This is a genomic window from Aquabacter sp. DMC10, from assembly GCF_056314145.1.
Map to the genome: position 1 here is coordinate 257077 of NZ_JBQUYX010000007.1, position 19049 is coordinate 276125.

Annotated in this window: 16 protein-coding genes; 10 read left to right on the top strand and 6 right to left on the bottom strand. The window is 66.7% G+C overall.

Annotation, left to right across the window (positions count from 1 at the left end; genetic code table 11):
• The first annotated feature begins 31 nt into the window (after nt 1-31).
• The 3 genes from ACT54L_RS19120 to ACT54L_RS19130 all read left to right on the top strand — a co-directional run bounded on the left by ACT54L_RS19120 (nt 32) and on the right by ACT54L_RS19130 (nt 2815).
• Nucleotides 32-781, top strand: a complete 750-nt coding sequence (locus ACT54L_RS19120) for a transaldolase family protein (protein ID WP_476087218.1) — start codon at nt 32-34, stop codon at nt 779-781.
• A gap of 178 nt (nt 782-959) precedes the next feature.
• The gene (locus ACT54L_RS19125; RefSeq protein WP_476087219.1) at nt 960-2078 is read left to right on the top strand and encodes a Ppx/GppA phosphatase family protein; all 1119 of its coding nucleotides are present in this window, start codon (nt 960-962) and stop codon (nt 2076-2078) included.
• Nucleotides 2075-2815 (top strand): RlmE family RNA methyltransferase, encoded by a 741-nt coding sequence (locus ACT54L_RS19130; protein ID WP_476087220.1) that lies wholly within the window; start codon nt 2075-2077, stop codon nt 2813-2815. Before ACT54L_RS19125 ends, ACT54L_RS19130 begins: the two co-directional genes overlap by 4 nt.
• Nucleotides 2816-2871: 56 nt before the next feature.
• Here ACT54L_RS19130 and ACT54L_RS19135 read toward each other — a convergent pair whose 3' ends face one another.
• Nucleotides 2872-3465: a protease inhibitor Inh/omp19 family protein gene (locus ACT54L_RS19135; RefSeq protein WP_476087221.1), complete on the bottom strand. Its 594-nt coding sequence runs from the start codon at nt 3463-3465 to the stop codon at nt 2872-2874.
• A gap of 374 nt (nt 3466-3839) precedes the next feature.
• Here ACT54L_RS19135 and ACT54L_RS19140 point away from each other — a divergent pair, with 374 nt between their 5' ends.
• The 6 genes from ACT54L_RS19140 (at nt 3840) to ppx (ending at nt 10804) form a co-directional block, all read left to right on the top strand.
• A complete protein-coding gene (locus ACT54L_RS19140; RefSeq protein WP_476087222.1) occupies nt 3840-4610 on the top strand; it encodes an SDR family NAD(P)-dependent oxidoreductase in 771 nt (256 codons plus the stop codon).
• A gap of 17 nt (nt 4611-4627) precedes the next feature.
• On the top strand, nt 4628-5158 hold the full coding sequence (locus ACT54L_RS19145; protein WP_476087223.1) for a CDP-alcohol phosphatidyltransferase family protein: 531 nt from the start codon (nt 4628-4630) through the stop codon (nt 5156-5158).
• 63 nt (nt 5159-5221) lie between these two features.
• Nucleotides 5222-6304, top strand: a complete 1083-nt coding sequence (locus ACT54L_RS19150) for an AI-2E family transporter (protein WP_476087224.1) — start codon at nt 5222-5224, stop codon at nt 6302-6304.
• 21 nt (nt 6305-6325) lie between these two features.
• Entirely contained in the window at nt 6326-7018 is a 693-nt protein-coding gene (locus tag ACT54L_RS19155) for an HdaA/DnaA family protein (RefSeq protein WP_476087225.1), read from the top strand.
• A 95-nt stretch (nt 7019-7113) separates the two neighbouring features.
• Nucleotides 7114-9279 (top strand): RNA degradosome polyphosphate kinase, encoded by a 2166-nt coding sequence (locus ACT54L_RS19160; RefSeq protein ID WP_476087298.1) that lies wholly within the window; start codon nt 7114-7116, stop codon nt 9277-9279.
• 34 nt (nt 9280-9313) lie between these two features.
• Complete coding sequence (gene ppx / locus ACT54L_RS19165; protein WP_476087226.1) at nt 9314-10804, top strand: exopolyphosphatase; 1491 nt, start codon at nt 9314-9316, stop codon at nt 10802-10804.
• A 218-nt stretch (nt 10805-11022) separates the two neighbouring features.
• Here the strand turns inward: ppx and ACT54L_RS19170 are convergent, their stop codons facing one another.
• The 4 genes from ACT54L_RS19170 to ACT54L_RS19185 all read right to left on the bottom strand — a co-directional run bounded on the left by ACT54L_RS19170 (nt 11023) and on the right by ACT54L_RS19185 (nt 16453).
• Entirely contained in the window at nt 11023-11586 is a 564-nt protein-coding gene (locus tag ACT54L_RS19170) for a type 1 glutamine amidotransferase domain-containing protein (RefSeq protein ID WP_476087227.1), read from the bottom strand.
• 140 nt (nt 11587-11726) lie between these two features.
• Nucleotides 11727-13727, bottom strand: a complete 2001-nt coding sequence (gene rpoD, locus ACT54L_RS19175; RefSeq protein ID WP_476087228.1) for an RNA polymerase sigma factor RpoD — start codon at nt 13725-13727, stop codon at nt 11727-11729.
• 192 nt (nt 13728-13919) lie between these two features.
• Complete coding sequence (gene dnaG, locus ACT54L_RS19180) at nt 13920-15839, bottom strand: DNA primase (RefSeq protein ID WP_476087229.1); 1920 nt, start codon at nt 15837-15839, stop codon at nt 13920-13922.
• A 155-nt stretch (nt 15840-15994) separates the two neighbouring features.
• A complete protein-coding gene (locus ACT54L_RS19185; RefSeq protein ID WP_476087230.1) occupies nt 15995-16453 on the bottom strand; it encodes a GatB/YqeY domain-containing protein in 459 nt (152 codons plus the stop codon).
• 380 nt (nt 16454-16833) lie between these two features.
• Here ACT54L_RS19185 and carA point away from each other — a divergent pair, with 380 nt between their 5' ends.
• Nucleotides 16834-18048 carry a glutamine-hydrolyzing carbamoyl-phosphate synthase small subunit gene (gene carA / locus ACT54L_RS19190; protein ID WP_476087231.1) on the top strand — a complete coding sequence of 405 codons (1215 nt, stop codon included), beginning with the start codon at nt 16834-16836 and terminating at the stop codon, nt 18046-18048.
• A gap of 125 nt (nt 18049-18173) precedes the next feature.
• Here the strand turns inward: carA and ACT54L_RS19195 are convergent, their stop codons facing one another.
• Entirely contained in the window at nt 18174-18863 is a 690-nt protein-coding gene (locus tag ACT54L_RS19195; RefSeq protein ID WP_476087232.1) for a GntR family transcriptional regulator, read from the bottom strand.
• Nucleotides 18864-19049 lie beyond the last annotated feature (186 nt).

Here is a 19049-nt window from a genome sequence, read left to right on the forward strand (position 1 = left end):
GCGCCGGCCGCGGCAAGGGAAGGACGAAGACATGTCCGTGACGCTCGATGCGTTGAAGGTGAAGCTGTTCACCGATGGGGCCGACAAGGCCCAGATCGTCGACATGGCGCGTCACGCGCACATTGCGGGCTTCACCACCAATCCGTCCTTGCTGCGCAAGGCGGGCGTCTCGGACTATGAGGCCTATGCCCGCGATCTCGTGGCGGCGGTGCCGGACCGGCACATTTCCTTCGAGGTCTTCTCCGACGACATCCCGGAAATGCGCGCCCAGGCCCGGGTCATCGCCACCTGGGGCGAGAATGTGCACGTGAAGCTGCCCGTCTCCACCACCGGTGGCGAGACGCTCTACGAGCTGGTGCGCGACCTCACCCAGGACGGCGTGAAGGTGAACCTCACCGCCATCTTCGCCACCGAGCAGGTGGAAGCGGGCGTCGCGGCGCTGGCCGGTGGCGCGCCCTCCTGCATCTCCGTGTTCGCCGGGCGCCTGGCCGATCTGGGCATCGACTATGTGCCGGCGGTGGCTAAGGCGGTGGAACTCTCCCGCCAGACCGCCAACGTGGAAGTCATTTGGGCGTCCACCCGCGAGGTGTGGAATGTGATCGAGGCGGACCGCATGGGCTGCCACATCATCACCGCGCCGGCCGACGTGCTGAAGAAGCTGCCGGCCCTGGGCTCCAAGACCGCCATGGAGCTGTCCCTCGACGCGGTGAAGGCGTTCCGGGTGGACGCCCTTGCAGCAGGGCTCACGCTGGACCTTTCGGGACGCGCCGCCGCCGAATAGGCCCGGCGCTCCCCGCCCGTCCGCTCCCATCCCGCATTTTCGGCCGAACCGGCGTCTGTCTGGCGCCGGTTCGATTGCGCTTGGCATCCGCGCTGCTTACATTTCTTTCAACGTGATGGCTAAGCAGCCGGGGAAGCCTGCCTCAGAGTGGGCATCCGAACGGCGCAAGGGGACGAAAATGAGGGACGAGACGCACGGGCCCGCAGAGGGTTCGGCGCTGTCTGTCCAGGAACGCAATGGCGCTCCCTGGGACGCACGCGGCGTGGCTGGCTACGGGCCGGGCGCGCGGGGAGAGCGCGTCTATGCCGCCCTTGATCTGGGAACCAACAATTGCCGGCTTCTGATTGCGCGGCCGACGCCGCGCAACTTTCGCGTGGTGGATGCCTTCTCGCGCATCGTGCGCCTGGGGGAGGGGGTCGCGAGCACCGGGCGCCTGTGCGATGCGGCCATGGACCGGGCGGTCGCCGCCCTTGAAGTGTGCGCCGCCAAGATCGAGGCGCGGGGCGTCACGCGGGCGCGGATCATCGCCACCGAAGCCTGCCGCGCCGCCGCCAACGGCCCCGATTTCTGCGCCCGGGTGACCGAGCGCACCGGGCTCATTCTCGATGTGGTGGACCGCCGCACGGAAGCAGGGCTTGCCGCCGCCGGCTGCGCGCCGCTGGTGGACCCCACCTGCGAGGGGGCGATTCTGTTCGACATTGGCGGCGGCTCCACCGAGGTGGTGTGGCTCGGGCGCCGCGCCTCGGGCGATGATGGCCCGCCGCGGGCGCGAATCCGCTCCTGGGTGTCGCTGCCGGTGGGCGTCGTTTCGCTGGCCGAGCGCCATGGCGGCGTGAAAGTCTCCCGTGAATTGTTCGAGGCCATGGTGGGCGAGGTGGCCGCCATGCTGGACGGTGTGCGCCAGAGCTGGGGCGTGCGCCCGCCGGGCCGCATGCACCTGCTGGGCACCTCCGGAACTGTCACCACAGTGGCAGGCATTCACCTGGGACTGGCCCGCTATGACCGCACACGGGTTGACGGCGCCTGGCTCCATGCGCAGGACATCAACTGCGTGGTGGATCGGCTCATGGGCATGTCGTTCGAGGAGCGCGTCTCCAATCCCTGCATCGGCGCCCAGCGCGCCGATCTGGTGCTGGCGGGATGCGCGATCATGGAAGCGATACGCGAGACCTTCCCCACCGATCGGCTGCGCGTGGCCGATCGCGGTCTCAGGGAGGGTATGCTGGTGCAATTGATGCGGGCGGATGGCGCGTGGCGCCGTCACAGGGCCGACTGCGCGCGGGAGCCCCAGGCGTGACATCTTCTCCCAAGGGGCCGGACGGGCGCCCGTTGAAGGTGCGCGTGAAAACCGCGCGCGGCCGCACCACCTCCTCCCAGAAATGGCTGCAGCGCCAGCTGAACGATCCCTATGTGGCCCGTGCCAAGCGGGAGGGATGGCGCTCGCGCGCCGCCTATAAGCTCATTGAGATGGACGAGAAGGTCCATTTCCTGAAGCGCGGCATGCGGGTGGTGGATCTCGGCGCGGCACCGGGCGGCTGGAGTCAGGTGGCGGCGCGCAAGATCGGACTTGCCGAGGGGCAGGGCAAGGTGGTGGCCATCGACCTGCTGGAGATGGAATCCATCCCCGGCGTTCAGTTCGCCCAGCTCGACTTCCTCACCCCCGAGGCGCCGGAGCGCCTGCTGGAGATGCTGGGCGGTCCGGCGGATCTCGTCATGTCCGACATGGCGGCCAATGCCACCGGGCACAAGCAGACCGACCATCTGAAGATTGTCGGCCTTGTGGAGTTGGCAGCGGACTTCGCCCGCCAGGTGCTGGCGCCCGGCGGGGTGTTCGTGGCCAAGGTTCTGCAAGGGGGCACGGAAGGCGCGCTGCTATCGGACCTGAAGCGCGACTTCACCCAGGTGCGCCACATCAAGCCGCCGGCCAGCCGCGCCGATTCGGCCGAGCTTTATGTTCTGGCCACCGGCTATCGCGGCAAGGGGATGTCTGCGGGCGACACCGACGAGGGCAACACGGACCAGGGCGACGCCTGAAGGTCACGCCCTGTTCACGGGGCGCCCGTCCCCCCGGCGGCAGGGCCGGGCCGCGATCAGCGGGTGAGGACGATCTGCTGATTGTTGTCGAGAATGGTGCCCACATAGCGGTTGGGCCCATCCGGCTGCAGGCGGGCGGTCACCTTGCCCACGTGATTCTGCAGGACAAGGTCCGCCCCCATCACGTCCCAGCCCTTGGTCATGAAAATCTCGCTCGGGCAGGAAATGTCCGCCTGGGCCGCCAGGCCGCTGGCCCCACGGGACGTGGACAAGGTCAGCGGGCAAGTGCGCCGCCCCTCGTCCCAGGCGAAGGTCCAGGCGCCGGACAATTGCTCCTGGGTGTTGCTGGCCGCATAGGCCACTCCGCCCTGGGTGGTGGGCGGGGGCGTCAGGGGCACGTTGGAGGCGGTGGTGGCAGGCGTGACGGCCGCACCCGCCGTGGCAGCGGCCGCGCCGGTGGAAGGACGGGCAATGGAGGCCGTGGCATTGGGGGCGGGCATGGGCGCCGTTTCCACCGAGGCGGTGGGCGCAGAAAGCACCTGAGGCGAATCCATCGCAGTGGGTTTGGTGCCGAAGCCGCCCAACTCCGTGCTGCATCCGGCAAGCGCCAGTGCCGATACCATCACCGCTGCCGCGGGAACTGCCTTCATCCAACTGTCTCCGGACGTGCCGCTTAGTGCGCGGCACCCATTTCCAAGCCTAACCCGATCCGCCGAACGGCTCACCCCGCAACACGCAAAAGCCTTAACGGCGCATTCAGATGTCCTGGCCCGATCGCCCCCCTAGGAGACCGTGAGCCGGAACACTTTCCTGGAGAACATGGCAGGAGAATGACCCACGCGTCGGCTGCGACACAATATCCTGCGCGCGCCCGACTTGAAGCTTCGGCATGAGCCGTATGACAATCACACAAGCTGAGGCGCAAAATTCGTCCGGCGGGCGTTAAAAGTGAAGCTTGTGCGTGTTCAAAGGGGCGCCGTCTTCCTCTATTCCTGCCGGCGAAGAAATCCTGTGGAGGGCAGCCATGTATCAGATGCTGGATCCGACGACCCTGACCGTGCTCATCACCGGAGCGACTTCCGGTATCGGTGCCGCCGCGGCCCGCCGCTATGCGGGCGCCGGCGCCCGCGTCATCCTGGCCGGCCGTCGGGCCGAGCGGCTGGCTGCCCTCGCCGCCGAGCTGGGCGACAAGGTGCATTGCCTGGAACTGGACGTGCGCGACTATGACGCCACCACCGCCGCCCTCGCCGGGCTGCCGGAGGCCTTTGCCGGCATCAATGTGGTGTGCGCCAATGCCGGCCTCGCCTTGGGCCTGGAGCCCGCCCAGGAAGCGCACCTGTCCGACTGGGAAGAGATGGTGGACACCAATGTGAAGGGCCTGCTCTACACCGTGCGGGCCGCGCTGCCGGGCATGGTGGCCCGAAAGGAAGGCCATGTGGTGCTCACCGGCTCGGTGGCTGGCGACTATCCCTATCCGGGTGGCAACACCTATGGCGCCACCAAGGCCTTCGTGAAGCAGTTCGCGCTGAACCTGTGGGCGGACGTGGTGGGCACCGGCGTGCGCGTCACCAATGTGGAGCCTGGCCTCACCGAGACCGAGTTCTCCGTGGTGCGCTTCAAGGGCGACGAGGGCCGCGCCGGCAAGGTCTATGAGGGCGTCGCCCCCATGACCGGCGAGGACATCGCCGAGCAGATCTTCTTCTGCACCACCTTGCCGCGCCACGTGAACATCACCCGCATCCAGGCCATGGCCAGCCACCAGAGCTTCGGCCCCTTCGCCATCAAGCGGTCCTGAGGGCCGGGGGGCGCCCCATGAGCCTGCCGAACCTCATCACGCTGGGCCGCATCCTGCTGGTGCCGGTGGTGGTGTGGGCCATTGCCTCCGGGGAGGTACAGCTGGCGTTCTGGCTGTTCCTCCTCGCCGGGGTGTCGGACGCGATCGACGGCTTCCTGGCCCGGCATTTCGGCATGCAGACGGAGCTTGGTGCCTATCTCGACCCGCTGGCAGACAAGGCGCTGCTGGTGTCCATCTACGTGAGCCTCGCCATCGTCGGCCTCATCCCACGCTGGGTGGCCATTGCCGTGGTGGCGCGGGACGTGATGATTATCGGCGCCATCATGCTGTCCACCTTGATGGCGCGGCCCGTGACCATCCGCCCGTTGGTGGTCTCCAAGGTCAATACCACCGTCCAGATCGCCTTCGCCGCCCTGGTGCTGGCGTCCGACGGATTCGGGGTATCGCTGGGCTACGCCTTTCAATTGGGCCTTGTGGCGGTGGGCCTCTTGACGGCCCTTTCCGCGGCGGCCTATCTCGCCGCATGGATGCGCCACGTGGCCGGCTGAGTGCGGCGGGCGCGCCGGCCTCGCAGGCCTCCGTCCTGCCCTGCATGCTCGAAGGGAGACGCGATGGCGCTTCAGCTGCAATTGCGGTTCTGGATCGGGGCCCTGGTGGCGCTGATCTGCGCCCTTTGGCTGCTGCGCGGCATCCTGCTGCCCTTCGTGGTGGGCATCGCCATCGCCTATTTCCTCAATCCGCTGGTGGAGCGGATGGCGCGGCTGGGCCTGGCACGCACGCCGGCGGCGCTGGCCATTGTGGGCCTCCTGGTCCTGGTGGTGGTGATCCTGCTGCTGGTGGTGCTGCCGCTCCTGTCCAGCCAGCTGTTCGAATTCATCCAGAACATGCCCGGCTATGTGACGCGCCTGCAGCGCCTCGTCACGCAGGAAAACCGGGAATGGATCGACCATTTCTTCGGTGACCGGCTGCCAGACATCCAGCGCTCCCTGTCCGACCTCATGTCGCAAGGGGTCACCTATATGCTCGGCTTCCTCACCTCGCTCTGGTCGGGGGGGCAAGCGCTCATCTCGGTGTTTGCGCTCATGGTGGTGACGCCGGTGGTGGTGTTCTACGTGCTGTGCGACTGGCCCTCCATGCTGCATGCGGTGGACAGCTGGATTCCCGTGCACCAGCGCCCCGTGGTGCGGCGCCTGGGCCGCGAGATGGACATGGCGGTGGCCGGCTTCATTCGCGGGCAGGCGCTGGTGTGTCTCCTGCTCGGCACCTTCTATGCGGTGGCCCTGACCATGGCAGGCCTTAATTTCGGCCTGCTCATCGGTATTGTATCGGGGCTCATCACCTTCATTCCCTATGTGGGCTCCATGACCGGCCTGATGCTCGCCATGGGCATCGCCATCGTGCAGTTCTTTCCCGACTGGGCCATGATCGGAACCATTCTTGCCATCTTCCTGGTCGGCCAGACCGTGGAGGGCTACATCCTCTCCCCCAAGCTGGTGGGCGACAGCATCGGCGTGCATCCGGTGTGGCTGATGTTTGCCCTGTTTGCCTTCGGCTACCTGTTCGGTTTCGTCGGCCTGCTGCTGGCAGTGCCGCTGACCGCCGCCGTCGGCGTGCTCGTGCGCTTCGCCTTTCGCCAGTATTTCCAAAGCCAGCTTTATACCGGCGGCGATGACGCCGCTCCGGGCGTGCGCTGATCCATGGCCAGCCGAGGACAGATGAACCGCCAGTTGCCGCTGGACCTGCCGCCCGCGGCCGCCTTGCTGCGCGAGGATTTCCTGGCCGCGCCGGGCAATGCGGCGGCGCTGGCGCTGATCGATTCCTATCCCGACTGGCCAGGGCCGGTGGTGGGGCTGGTGGGACCGGCGGGTGCGGGCAAAAGCCACCTGGCCGCCATTTTCGCCCGCGAATCTGGTGCCCGCTCCGTCCAGGCCGATGCGCTGGACAAGCAGAGCGTGCCCGCCGCCCTGGAGACCGGCGCTCTCGTGGTGGAGGACCTCACCTCCGGCCGCCTGGATGAGCCCGCCCTGTTCCACCTGCTCAATCTGGCCCGCGAGCAAGGGGCCCATGTTCTGATGACCGCTCGCGCGCCGCTGGCCGGCCTGCCCCTCGTCACGCCCGATCTGGTCTCCCGCCTGCGCGCCATTCCCGTGGTGGAAATCGCCCCCGCCGATGACAGCCTGCTGGCCGCGGTGCTGGTGAAGCTGTTCGCCGACCGCCAGATCCAGGTGGACGAGGCAACCGTCCAATATCTGTTGCGGCGCATGCCCCGCTCGGTGGACGGCGCCCAGGCCCTGGTGGCCGCCATCGACCGCGCCGCCCTGGCGGCCCGCCGCCCGGTGACCCGCGCGCTGGCGGCCGAGGTCTTGCGTGCGGAGATGGATGCGCCCGAAGATGATGACGCGCCCTGACATGGGGCTGTCATAGAGCGGTCATGCAACACCGCCATGGTCCGGCCGAAATTGGGGGAATGCACATGAGCGCGAACGAGACCGCAGCGATTTCCATGGTGGAGGACGCGTCCCCCGCGGCCCAGGACAGCGCGGTGAGCGACCTGCGCCATTCGCCGGACCGCTTCATCAATCGCGAGATTTCCTGGCTGCACTTCAATCGCCGGGTGCTGGAAGAGGCGTCCAACACCAACCATCCGCTGCTGGAGCAGCTGCGCTTCCTGTCCATCTCGGCCAACAATCTGGACGAGTTCTTCATGGTCCGCGTGGCCGGCCTGAAGGAGCAGATCAGCGAAGGCGTGACGACGCCGAGCCCGGACGGCCTCAGCCCCTCCGATCAGCTGGCCAAGATCATGAACGAGGCCGGCAAGCTGATCTTCGACCAGCAGGACCGCTGGCGCGAGCTGCGCGTGGAGCTGGCCGCCACCGGCATCCGCCTGGTGGATGGATCGGAGGTCACCGCCAGCGATCTTGCCGCCCTGGAAAAGCACTTCCTGCACCACGTCTTTCCGGTGCTGACCCCGCTGGCCATCGACCCGGCCCATCCCTTCCCCTTCATCCCCAACCTGGGCTTCTCTCTGGCCCTGCAGCTGGTGCGCCAGACCGATGGGCGGGGCATGAATGCCCTCATCCGCGTGCCGGCCAAGGTGGAGCGCTTCATCCGACTGCCCGAGCATAATGGCCAGGGCATGCGCTTCATCGCCCTCGAGCAGATGATCGGCCTGTTCATCGCCCGCCTGTTCCCCGGCTATGCGGTGAAGGGACAGGGCGTGTTCCGGGTCATCCGCGACAGCGACCTGGAAATCGAGGAAGAGGCGGAGGATCTCGTCCGCCTGTTCGAGACCGCGCTGAAGCAGCGCCGCTACGGCTCGGTGATCCGCATGGAAGCGGACGCCGGCATGCCCGACGAGTTGCGCAACTTCGTCGCCCGCGAGCTGAACGTCCAGGACGAGGAAATCTTCGTCGTCAACGGCGTGCTGGCGCTGAACGAGTTTTCGCAGCTGGTGTCGGTGGATCGGCCCGACCTCAAGTTCCAGCCCTACAATGCGCGATTTCCCGAGCGCATCCGCGACCATGGCGGCGACTGCTTTCTGGCCATTCGCGAGAAGGACATCCTGGTCCACCACCCTTATGAATCCTTCGATGTGGTGGTTCAGTTTCTCCGTCAGGCTGCTCGTGACCCTAATGTCGTCGCCATCAAGCAGACCCTCTACCGCACCTCCTCCGATAGCCCCATCGTGAAGGCGCTGGCCGAGGCGGCCGAAGCCGGCAAGTCGGTGACCGCCCTGGTGGAGCTGAAGGCCCGCTTCGACGAAGAGGCCAACATCCGCTGGGCGCGCGACCTGGAGCGCGCTGGCGTGCAGGTGGTGTTCGGCTTCATCGACCTGAAGACCCACGGCAAGCTGTCCATGGTGGTGCGCCGCGAGGGCGGCGCGCTGTCCACCTATTGCCATGTGGGCACGGGCAATTATCACCCCATCACGGCGCGCATCTATACCGACCTGTCCTTCTTCACCGCCGACCCGGTGATCGCCCAGGACGTGGCGCGGATCTTCAACTTCATCACCGGCTATGCCACCCCCGGCGAGCTGGACGTGATGGCGGTGTCGCCCACCACCTTGAAGCCGCGCATCCTCCAGAACATCCAGGAGGAGATCGAGCACGCCCGCGCCGGCCGGCCGGCAGCCATCTGGCTGAAGTGCAATTCGCTGGTGGACCCCATGGTCATCGACGCGCTCTATGATGCGAGCGCGGCCGGCGTGCAGGTGGAATGCGTGGTGCGCGGCATCTGCTGCCTGCGGCCCGGCATCGCAGGACTTTCGGAGAATATCCGGGTCAAGTCCATCGTCGGCCGCTTCCTGGAGCACAGCCGCATCTATTGCTTCGGCGGCGGCCACGGCCTGCCCAATCCGCAAGCCATTGTCTATATTTCGTCGGCCGACCTGATGACCCGCAACCTGGATCGTCGCGTCGAGACGCTGTGCCCCATTACCAATCCCACCGTGCACGAGCAGGTGCTCGACCAGATCATGGTCGCCAACCTTATCGACAACGAACAGAGCTGGCGGGTGTTGCCGGACGGGTCCTCGGAACGCATATTCCCGGCCCCGGGCCAAGAATCATTCAACGCCCATCGTTATTTCATGACCAATCCGAGTTTGTCCGGCCGTGGAAAGTCTCTCAAAAATTCTGCGCCGCGGAGCCTTCTCGTCCGGCGGTGAAACCCGTGGACAAGGTGAGCGCGCGACGGATCAGATGGCCGTGACGCAACCCATTGCGGTCATCGACATCGGATCGAACTCCGTGCGCCTCGTGGTCTACGAGGCGCTGACCCGGGCCCCGACCCCGATCTTCAACGAAAAGGCCCTGTGCGGGCTCGGCCGGGAGGTGCTTTCCACCGGCCGGCTCGCGCAGGATGCAGTTGAAAAGGCGCTGTCCGCCCTGCGGCGGTTCCGCGCCCTGTGCGATGCCATGCAGGTGGGCACGCTCTATGCGCTCGCCACGGCCGCCTCCCGGGATGCGGACAACGGCCCCGCCTTTATCGCCGAATGCGAGGCGATTTGCCGGGTGCGGGTGGAAATCCTGTCGGGTCGGCGCGAGGCGGAACTGGCGGCCTATGGCATCGTCTCCGGCATGCACGACCCGGACGGCCTTGCCGGTGATCTGGGCGGCGGTTCGCTGGAGCTCGTGGACATCAAGGGCGCGCGGGTGGGGGAGGGGATCACCTTGCCCCTCGGCAGCCTCGCCTTGCAGGATCGGTCCTCCAAGTCCCTGCGCAAGGCCGAGAAGATCGTCCGCGACGCGGTGGAGGATGCTCCCCTTCTGTCGGACCTGGCCGGCCGCACCTTCTATGCGGTGGGCGGCACGTGGCGTGCGCTGGCCCGCCTGCACATGTTCCAGAAGGGCTATCCGCTGCATGTGATGCACGGCTATACCTTGCCGGCCAAGGAAGTGCTGGACTTCACGCGCACCGTCCATCGCGGCGACATTTCCGCCCTGGCCCGCATCGAATCGGTCTCCCCCGCCCGCCGGCCGCTGCTGGCCTATGGCGCGCTGGTTCTGGAGAATGTGGTGCGCCAGGGGCGCCCGGCCTTTGTGGAAATCTCGGCGCTCGGCGTGCGCGAGGGACTGCTCTACTCGCTGCTTGAAGAAGAGCAGCGCGCCCATGATCCCCTGCTCATTTCCGCGCAGGAGTTCAACGTCCTGCGGTCCCGGTCGCCGGTGCACCAGGAAGAATTGGTGCGCTGGACGGACGCCTTCTTCGCTTCCACCTTGGCCTTGGAAGAGGACCCGCAGGAGCGGCGGCTCCGCCAGGCGGCGTGCCTGCTGGCGGATGTGAGCTGGCGGGCCCACCCCGATTATCGCGGCGAGCAGAGCCTCAACATGATCGCCCATGCCGCTTTCGTGGGGCTCGACCATGCCGGCCGCGCCGCCATGGCGCTGGCGGTCTATTACCGGCACATGGGCCTGGGCGAGGATGAGAGCGCCCCGCGCATCCTGGAGCTGGTCTCCACCGGACAGTTGGACCGCGCGCGCATCCTGGGCGCGGCCATGCGGGTGGCCTATCTCCTGTCGGCCGCCATGCCGGGTATTCTGCCGCGCGCGCCCATGCTGGCCCGCGGGGACAGCGTGGTCCTCACCGTCCCCCGCGCTCTGGCTGATCTGGTGAACGAACGCGTCCATTCCCGCCTGCGCCAACTCTGCCGGCAGATCGGGCGCGATCCGGTGGTGGAATTTACCGCCTGAGTGGATCGGAGCGAAGCTGAGCCTCGCCCCTGGGGCCCCGCCCGCGTCACCCTGGCAAGTGCCAGGGGCGGGAGAGAGCCCCACGAACGCACGACGCGCGCCCCGAAGGGCGCCCGACTGCCGCCAAGGGCGGCTGGGGTGCTTCTCAGCGCCGTGGACGGCTGAAGCGCTTCATCGTCTCCGCGCCGCCCGCGCGCCATTCCTGGGCGCGAAAAGGCCTAGGCGGCGCGGCGCTGGTGGCGCCCTTCGCGGACTTCCTCGATGATTTTGGCGCAGAAGGCCTCCAGGTCGCCGGGGTTGCGGGAGGTGATGAGGCCATTGTCGGTAACCACCTGGGAATCCTCCCACTGGGCCCCCGCATTGATGACGTCCGTCTTGATGGACTTGTACGAGGTCATGCGCTTGCCCTTGGCGATGCCGGCTTCCACCAGCAGCCACGGTCCATGGCAGACCGCTGCCACCGTCTTGCCCGCATCATAGAAGGCCTTCACCAGCTTCACGGCCTGCTCGTCGGCGCGCAGGATGTCGGGATTCATCTGACCGCCCGGCAGAACCAAGCCGTCATAATCAGCCTCGCGGACCTCGGCGAGGGCCTTATCCACCGGCACCGGCCGGCCCCAGTCCTTCTGGTCCCAGCCCTTGATCTGCCCGCTCTCGGGCGAGGCCACATGGACCTGCGCGCCCGCTTCCTTCAGGCGATCGCGCGGCACTTCAAGCTCGGACTGCTCAAAGCCGTTGGTGGCGAGAATGAGAATGCGCTTGCCGTCCAAAGAACCCGGCATGATGTCCTCCTGAGTTTGGGGGTCTCTAAGGACAATGACAGGGCGCGCGCATCGTTCCCGGCTGCATCCGGGAGAGGCAAAAAGAAACGGCGGGCTTGCGCCCGCCGTCTTTGGAAGAGCCAAGCTCTGGTCGTCCGGGATCAGTTATCCAGGAACGACCGCAGCTTGCGCGAGCGGCTGGGATGCTTGAGCTTGCGCAGGGCCTTGGCTTCGATCTGGCGGATACGCTCGCGCGTCACCGAGAATTGCTGGCCCACTTCCTCCAGCGTGTGATCGGTGTTCATGCCGATGCCGAAGCGCATGCGCAGCACGCGCTCCTCGCGGGGGGTGAGGGAGGCGAGCACGCGGGTCGTGGTCTCCCGCAGGTTGGACTGGATGGCAGCGTCGATGGGGAGCACCGCATTCTTGTCCTCGATGAAGTCGCCGAGGTGCGAGTCTTCCTCGTCGCCGATGGGCGTTTCGAGGGAGATGGGCTCCTTGGCGATCTTCAGGACCTTGCGGACCTTCTCCAGCGGCATGCCCAGCTTCTCGGCCAGTTCTTCCGGGGTCGGCTCGCGGCCGATCTCATGGAGCATCTGGCGGGAGGTGCGCACGATCTTGTTGATGGTCTCGATCATGTGCACGGGGATGCGGATGGTGCGGGCCTGGTCCGCGATGGACCGGGTGATCGCCTGCCTGATCCACCAGGTGGCATAGGTGGAGAATTTGTAGCCGCGCCGGTACTCGAACTTATCGACCGCCTTCATGAGGCCGATATTGCCCTCCTGGATCAGGTCCAGGAATTGCAAGCCGCGGTTCGTGTACTTCTTGGCGATGGAGATGACGAGGCGCAGGTTGGCCTCCACCATTTCCTTCTTGGCCTGGCGGGCTTCCTTCTCGCCCTTCTGCACCATCTGGACGATCTTGCGGAATTCAAGGATCTCCAGGCCGGTCTCGGTGGCGAGGTTATGGATGTCGCCGCGCAGGTCCTTGATCATGTCCTTCTCGGACGCGACAAAGCCCTTCCAGCCCTTTGAGCCGAGCTTGGAGACGCGCAGCACCCACTTGGGGTCCAGCTCATAGCCCTGATACTGGCGCAGGAAGTCGTCGCGGGTCACGCCATAGCTCTCGGCGAGGCGCAGCAGGCGGCCCTCCAGGCCCACGAGACGCTTGTTGATCTCGTAGAGCTGCTCCACCAGGGCATCGATGCGTGCCTGGTTGAGGGACAGCGACTTCATATCGAGGACCAGGTCCTCTTTCAGCTTCTTGGCCTTGCGCTCCTGGGCCGGGGAGAGCGTCTCGTTCTTGAGCTTGGACTCGACGTTCTGGTCCTGCAGGCGGCGCAGCTTCTTGTAATTGTCGGCGATGCGCTCGAAGGTCTCGAGGACCTTGGGCTTGATCTCCGTCTCCATGGCGGCGAGCGACAAGGAATTTTCCATGTCGTCCTCGTCCCCCTCGGGAGAGGCGCCGTCGCCGAGCAGGCCATCCTCGCCCGCTTCGGGAGCAAGAGCGGCTTCCCCTTCCAGGGCCGGGGGCGGGTTCTTGCCCTCGGGGCCGGCATAGGTGGCCTCAAGGTCGATGATGTCGCGCAGGAGCACGCGCCCCTCGGCCAGTTCATCACGCCAGATGATGATGGCCTGGAAGGTGAGGGGGCTCTCGCACAGGCCCGCAATCATGGCCTCGCGGCCGGCCTCGATGCGCTTGGCGATGGCGATTTCGCCCTCGCGAGAGAGCAACTCCACCGAGCCCATCTCGCGCAGATACATACGCACGGGATCGTCCGTGCGCTCCGCCGGCTCTGACTTGGTCTCGGCGCGGGTGATGGCGCGGGGGGCGGCCTCGGCGACTTCGCCGCCCTCTGCCTCTTCCGGCTCGTCGGCGGTCTCGCCTTCCTCGCCGTGCTCCTCGTCGGCGGCTTCTTCCGCCTCGATCACGTTGATGCCCATGTCGTTGAGCATGGCGAGGGTGTCCTCGATCTGCTCGGAGGTCACCTCCTCGGACGGCATCACTTCATTGAGCTGCTCATAGGTGACGTAGCCGCGGCGCTTGGCATTCTTGATCATCTTCCGGACGGCCGCGTCCGAGAGGTCGAGCAACGGCCCATCGGGGGCGTCGTTCTCCTTCTCCGGAGCTTCGGTCGTCTCGGTGGCCTGCTTCGCCATGGACATCTCCTGCCTGATCGCCGTCTGCCAACGGCGAAACGGCGGCGCAACCACAAGGTCCGCCGCCTCACTCAACCGCCTGGGAGCCTCCGTGATAGAGGCCCTCCGTTAAATCAGCCTGAACCGCCGCGCGCGACGCGGCCAGTTCCCCTGGTACCTCGGGTCGGCCCTATGGATCACGCCGCCGCGCCCCTAGCGCGCTGGCGTTCGACCCGAAGAGGCACCAAACCCTTCCACCAGGGCCTCGGTTCCATCCATGGCGGAAAGACGTTCGCGCACGTCCCTCAACCAGGCAAAGTTCGCCTCGCTCGGGTCGTCACCCAAGTGGCGTTCCGCTTCTCTCAATTCTCTAGATAGCGCGTAAGCCTTGCGATGCAAGGCCGTCCGCTGCTGCCACCAGAGCCTTACATCCTCTTGAGCGGTATCAGGATAGGCTGGCCAGTCCATTTTCGCATTGGCGAGGGCCCTGACGCGCCGGCAGACCGCCTCCAGCTCGGCCGCTCCCTCGGCCGGATGGGCCGCCAAATGGGCGGCAAGGTCGAGCCCGTGCATATGCGCTTCCAGCAGCACGCGGCGCAAGCGGTCCGCCTCTGCATGGGCGAATGGCAGCTCCGCGATTTCCTCGCCCATCTCGTCCATGAGCCAGGGGTGGTTCAGCAGGCACAGAAGCAGCAGCGCCTCATTGCGGGGCAGGCTGGCGCCGGGCCCGCGCACCACGGCGGACCGGGAGAGTTCCCCGCCACCGCGCGGGCTCATCATCTCGCCCGGGGACGCCGGCCGGCCCTTCTGGCCTCCCGGACCCGGGCGGCGCGCGGCCGCCCATTGGGTGCGCACCGCGCCGGCGGGCGCCAGCAGGCGGCGCATGCGCTCGGTCAGGTCCGCCTTGTAGTGGCGGCGCACGGTCTCGTCGGCGATGGCGTTCACCACCTCGCCGATGCGCGTTTCCAGCGCTGCCCGGCGCTCGGGCGTGTCGAGGTTCACCGCCTCGGTCTCCCGCTGCCAGAGCATGGCGGCCAAGGGCTCGGTGCGACCGAGCACCCCTTCCATGGCCTCGCGGCCGCCCCGCCGCACCAGATCGTCCGGGTCCTGGCCGTCGGGGAGGGCGCCGAAGGCGAGGCTCTTGCCGGGCTTGATGTGGGGCAAGGCGAGGTCAATGGCGCGATAGGCCGCCCTGCGGCCGGCCTTGTCGCCGTCAAACAGGAGGGTCGGCTCGTCCGCCATGCGCCAGAGCAATTGCAATTGCTCGTCGGTGAGCGCGGTGCCGAGCGGCGCCACCGCCGCCTCGAAGCCCGCTTCCACCATGGCGATCACGTCCACATAGCCTTCCACCGCCACCACCCGGGCGCCCTTGTGCGCGGCGGCGCGGGCGGCAAAGCCGTTGTAGAGCAGGGAACCCTTGTGAAAGAGCGGGGTCTCCGGCGAGTTGAGATACTTGGCCGACACGTCCTTTTCGAGCGCCCGGCCGCCAAAGCCCACGGTGCGGCCCTTCAAGTCCGTGATGGGAAAAATCACCCGGTCGCGGAAGCGATCATAGGGGACGGGAATGTCGTCGGCCGCCACCAGCAGGCCGGCCTCCACCATGTCGGAGACGGACACGCCGACCTTGCCCAAGGCCTCCTTAAGCCCGTAGCGCTCACCCGGCGCATAGCCGAGGCCGAAGCGCTTCTGCGTGGCGGGGCCGAGCAAACGGTCGGAAAGATAGCCGCGGGCCTTGGCCCCCGCCCGGGCCTGAAGCGATTCGCGGAAATAAGCTTCGGCGAGGGAGAGCACGTCATACAGCGTGCGGCGACGCTCCTCCCGGGCGGCCGCCTCGGGCGTCACCTGGGGCAGGGACAGGCCGGCCATGGAGGCCAGGCGCTCCACCGCCTCGCCAAAGGGAACGCCCTCCGTCTCCATCAGGAAGTCGAACACGTCGCCGTGCTTGCCGGAGGAGAAGCAGTGGTAGAAGCCCTTCTGGTCATTGACGAAGAAGGATGGGGTCTTCTCGGCATTGAAGGGGGACAAGCCGGCGAACTCGCGGCCCTGTTTCTTCAGCCGGACTTTGCGGCCCACCACTTCGGAGACCGGCAGCCGGGCGCGGATCTCATCCAGGAAGGAGGGGGGGAAGCGCATTCAGCCCATTCTCATGCGGCAACGTCTCGCCGCTGGCCGGATCATAACAGTTCGGCCGGTCACGGGCGACCGGCCGGGCAGAGGGCAGGGGACCTCGGGAGAGGCGGGCGGCCGCGTTTGGGCCGCCTTGCCCGCTGTCCCCGCAATTCACAGCCTCAGGAGGCGGTGAGGGCGTCCTTCACCCAGGGCGAGGCCTTGCCGAAGTCGATGGCGCCGGCGTGACGCTCCTTCAGCACCGCCATGGTGCGGCCCATGTCCTTGATGCCCTTGGCCTCGATCTCGGCCACCACGGCGGCGATCACCGCGCGGGTCTCCGCCTCGTCCAGCTGGCGGGGCAGGAAGCTCTGGATGACCGTGATTTCCGCGCGCTCCTGCTCGGCGAGCTCGGGGCGGCCATTCTCCTCATAGATGCGGGCGCTTTCCTCGCGCTGCTTGGCCATCTTGGAGAGCAGGGAGCGGATCTCGTCGTCCCCCAGCGGGTCCTTGCCCTGGCCGCGGGCCTCAATGTCCCGGTCCTTCAGCGCGGCATTGACGAGGCGCAGGGTGGACAGGCGCACCTTGTCGCCGGCCTTCATGCTCTCTTTCAAAGCGGTGTTGATGTCGTCGCGCAGCACGTTGTCCTCGTCTCGTCTGATCTGTTTCTTGCCGTCCGCCCGCCGCCCCGCGCGGCCTCGGATGCGGCCTTTGCCGGTGCCCGGAGGCACCTGCTTTCGCTCCATGTCCCCAGATGCGGCCGCCGATCCGCGTCCTCGCCTCACGCGCAGCACCGGGGCGATCCTTTCATAAGATCGAACCCGCGGCCCATTCCGGCTTTGGCTTGAGGAAACGCGTTCGTACGCCGGCGCCTTCTTCCGCGCCGCCGGGTCACGGCTCCTGAAAAATCACGGCCACCCGTCGGCTCGACCGCCCTGCGCGAATGGCAGCGTTGCAAAATCCGCGCAAAGGCGCTCGCCCCACTGGATCAGCGACGCGTGAACCCTTATCTAGGCGATCCATGAGCCAGGAACAAGATCACGCCCATGCCCCCGCCGGCAGCGCCGACGGCTGGGTCGAACACAAGCCGACCGCGCTGCTGGTGCTCGCGGACGGCACCGTCCTTGAAGGCTATGGCCTCGGCGCCATCGGCGAGGGGGTGGGGGAGGTGTGTTTCAACACCGCCATCACCGGCTATGAGGAGATCCTGACGGACCCCTCCTATAGCGGCCAGATCATCACCTTCACCTTCCCCCATATCGGCAATGTGGGCACCAACGAGGAGGACATCGAGACGGTGTCCATGGCCTCGGCCTCCGGCGTGCGCGGCGTGGTGCTGCGCGCCCCCGTCACCGATCCGTCCAATTACCGCGCCACCCGCCATTTCGACCAATGGCTGAAGGCGCGCGGCATTTCCGGCATCTCGGGCATCGACACCCGCGCGCTGACCGCTCTCATCCGCGAGAGCGGCATGCCCAATGCCGTCATCGCCCATGCCCCCGACGGCGTGTTCGACGTGGAGGCGCTGAAGGCCAAGGCCAAGGCCTGGCCGGGGCTGGAGGGCATGGACCTCGTGCCCTCCGTCACCTCTGCCCAGCGCTTCGACTGGGACGAGACCCCCTGGGTCTGGCCGGAGGGCTATGGCCACCAGGACAATGCTAGGTATCACGTGGTCGCCATCGACTACGGCGTGAAGCGCAACATCCTGCGCCTGCTGGCGCGCGCTGGCTGCAAGGTCACGGTGCTGCCCGCCACCGCCACTGCGGACGAGGTTCTGGCGCTGAAGCCGGACGGCGTCTTCCTGTCCAACGGCCCTGGCGATCCCGCCGCGACCGGCACTTATGCAGTGCCGGTGATTCGGGCGCTGATCGACGAGGCGATCCCCACCTTCGGCATCTGCCTGGGTCATCAGATGATCGGCCTTGCCGTGGGCGGGCGCACTCTGAAGATGCACCAGGGCCACCACGGGGCGAACCATCCCGTGAAGGACCTGACCACCGGCAAGGTGGAGATCACCTCCATGAACCATGGCTTTGCCGTGGATCGGGACAGCCTGCCGGCCAATGCGGTGGAGACCCACGTCTCCCTGTTCGACGGCTCCAATGCGGGCCTCGCGCTTGCCGACAAGCCGGTCTTCTCGGTGCAGTACCATCCCGAGGCGAGCCCGGGACCGCAGGACAGCCACTATCTGTTCGATCGCTTCGTGGACATGATCGCCCGCCATAAGGCGGCTTGATCGCCGGCGGCGGGGAGGGCTGGAGCCCGGCCCGCCTCTGAGCCCCAGGCGACCGGCAATAAAAAACCCCGCCACGGCGGGGTTTTTTCGTCTTACAGGTGTGCGGTCGGCGTCAGGCCGGACATTCAGTCCAGAAATTCGCCATGGGCTTCCACATGCTTGGCAAGGCCCAGCGTGTGCTCGCGCACCAGACGTTCGGCGAGGTCGGCGTCCCGTTTCTCGATGGCCTCCACGATCCGGGCATGGTCGACCACGGAGCGCTGGGCGCGGTGGTCCTGGCCGATGGTGACCTTGCGCACGCCGCGCATGTGGGGGAACAGGCTCTCGGTGGTCTCGGCGATCAGCTCGCAGCCGGACATGCGGATGATGGCCTTGTGGAAGGCGAGGTTGGCTTCCGAATATTCGGTGACGAACTCTTCCGGGTTGCGATTGGCGAAGGCGTCCACATTGCGCCGCAGCTCGCGGATCTCGGCGTCGGAGGCGCTCTTGCAGGCGAGCCGCGCGGCCATGCTTTCCAGCGCCGCCCACACCGTGATCATTTCCAGGATCTCGCGCTTGGACTTGCGCACCACGAAGATGCCCCGGCGTGGCACGGACCGCACGAAGCCTTCCTGCTCCAGCAGGGTCATGGCTTCGCGGATGGGGGTGCGGGAAACGCCGAGCTTTTCGGACAGCTGCCGCTCTTCGAGGCGGATCTCTTCCTTGTGGCTGTAGATGTCCATCTCCATGATGGCGGACTTGAGGGCCTTGTAGGCCTTCATCCGGAAGCTCGAGTCGGTCTCGATCGGCTTCACATTGATATCCTGGTAGGTCATCACCACCCTTGCCCGGCGACGCTGCGCGCCCCCTGATCACCTGCCTCCTTCAGAGGCAAAAATACAAGATACCTAGATGGCATCGATCCTTGCTTTGAGCAAGTAAGGGGCGCCGTGGCAGCGTTGCCAATCTTGATCGCCATCTTGGATCAGGACAGTTCCAAACTCTATTGACAGTCCGTATTC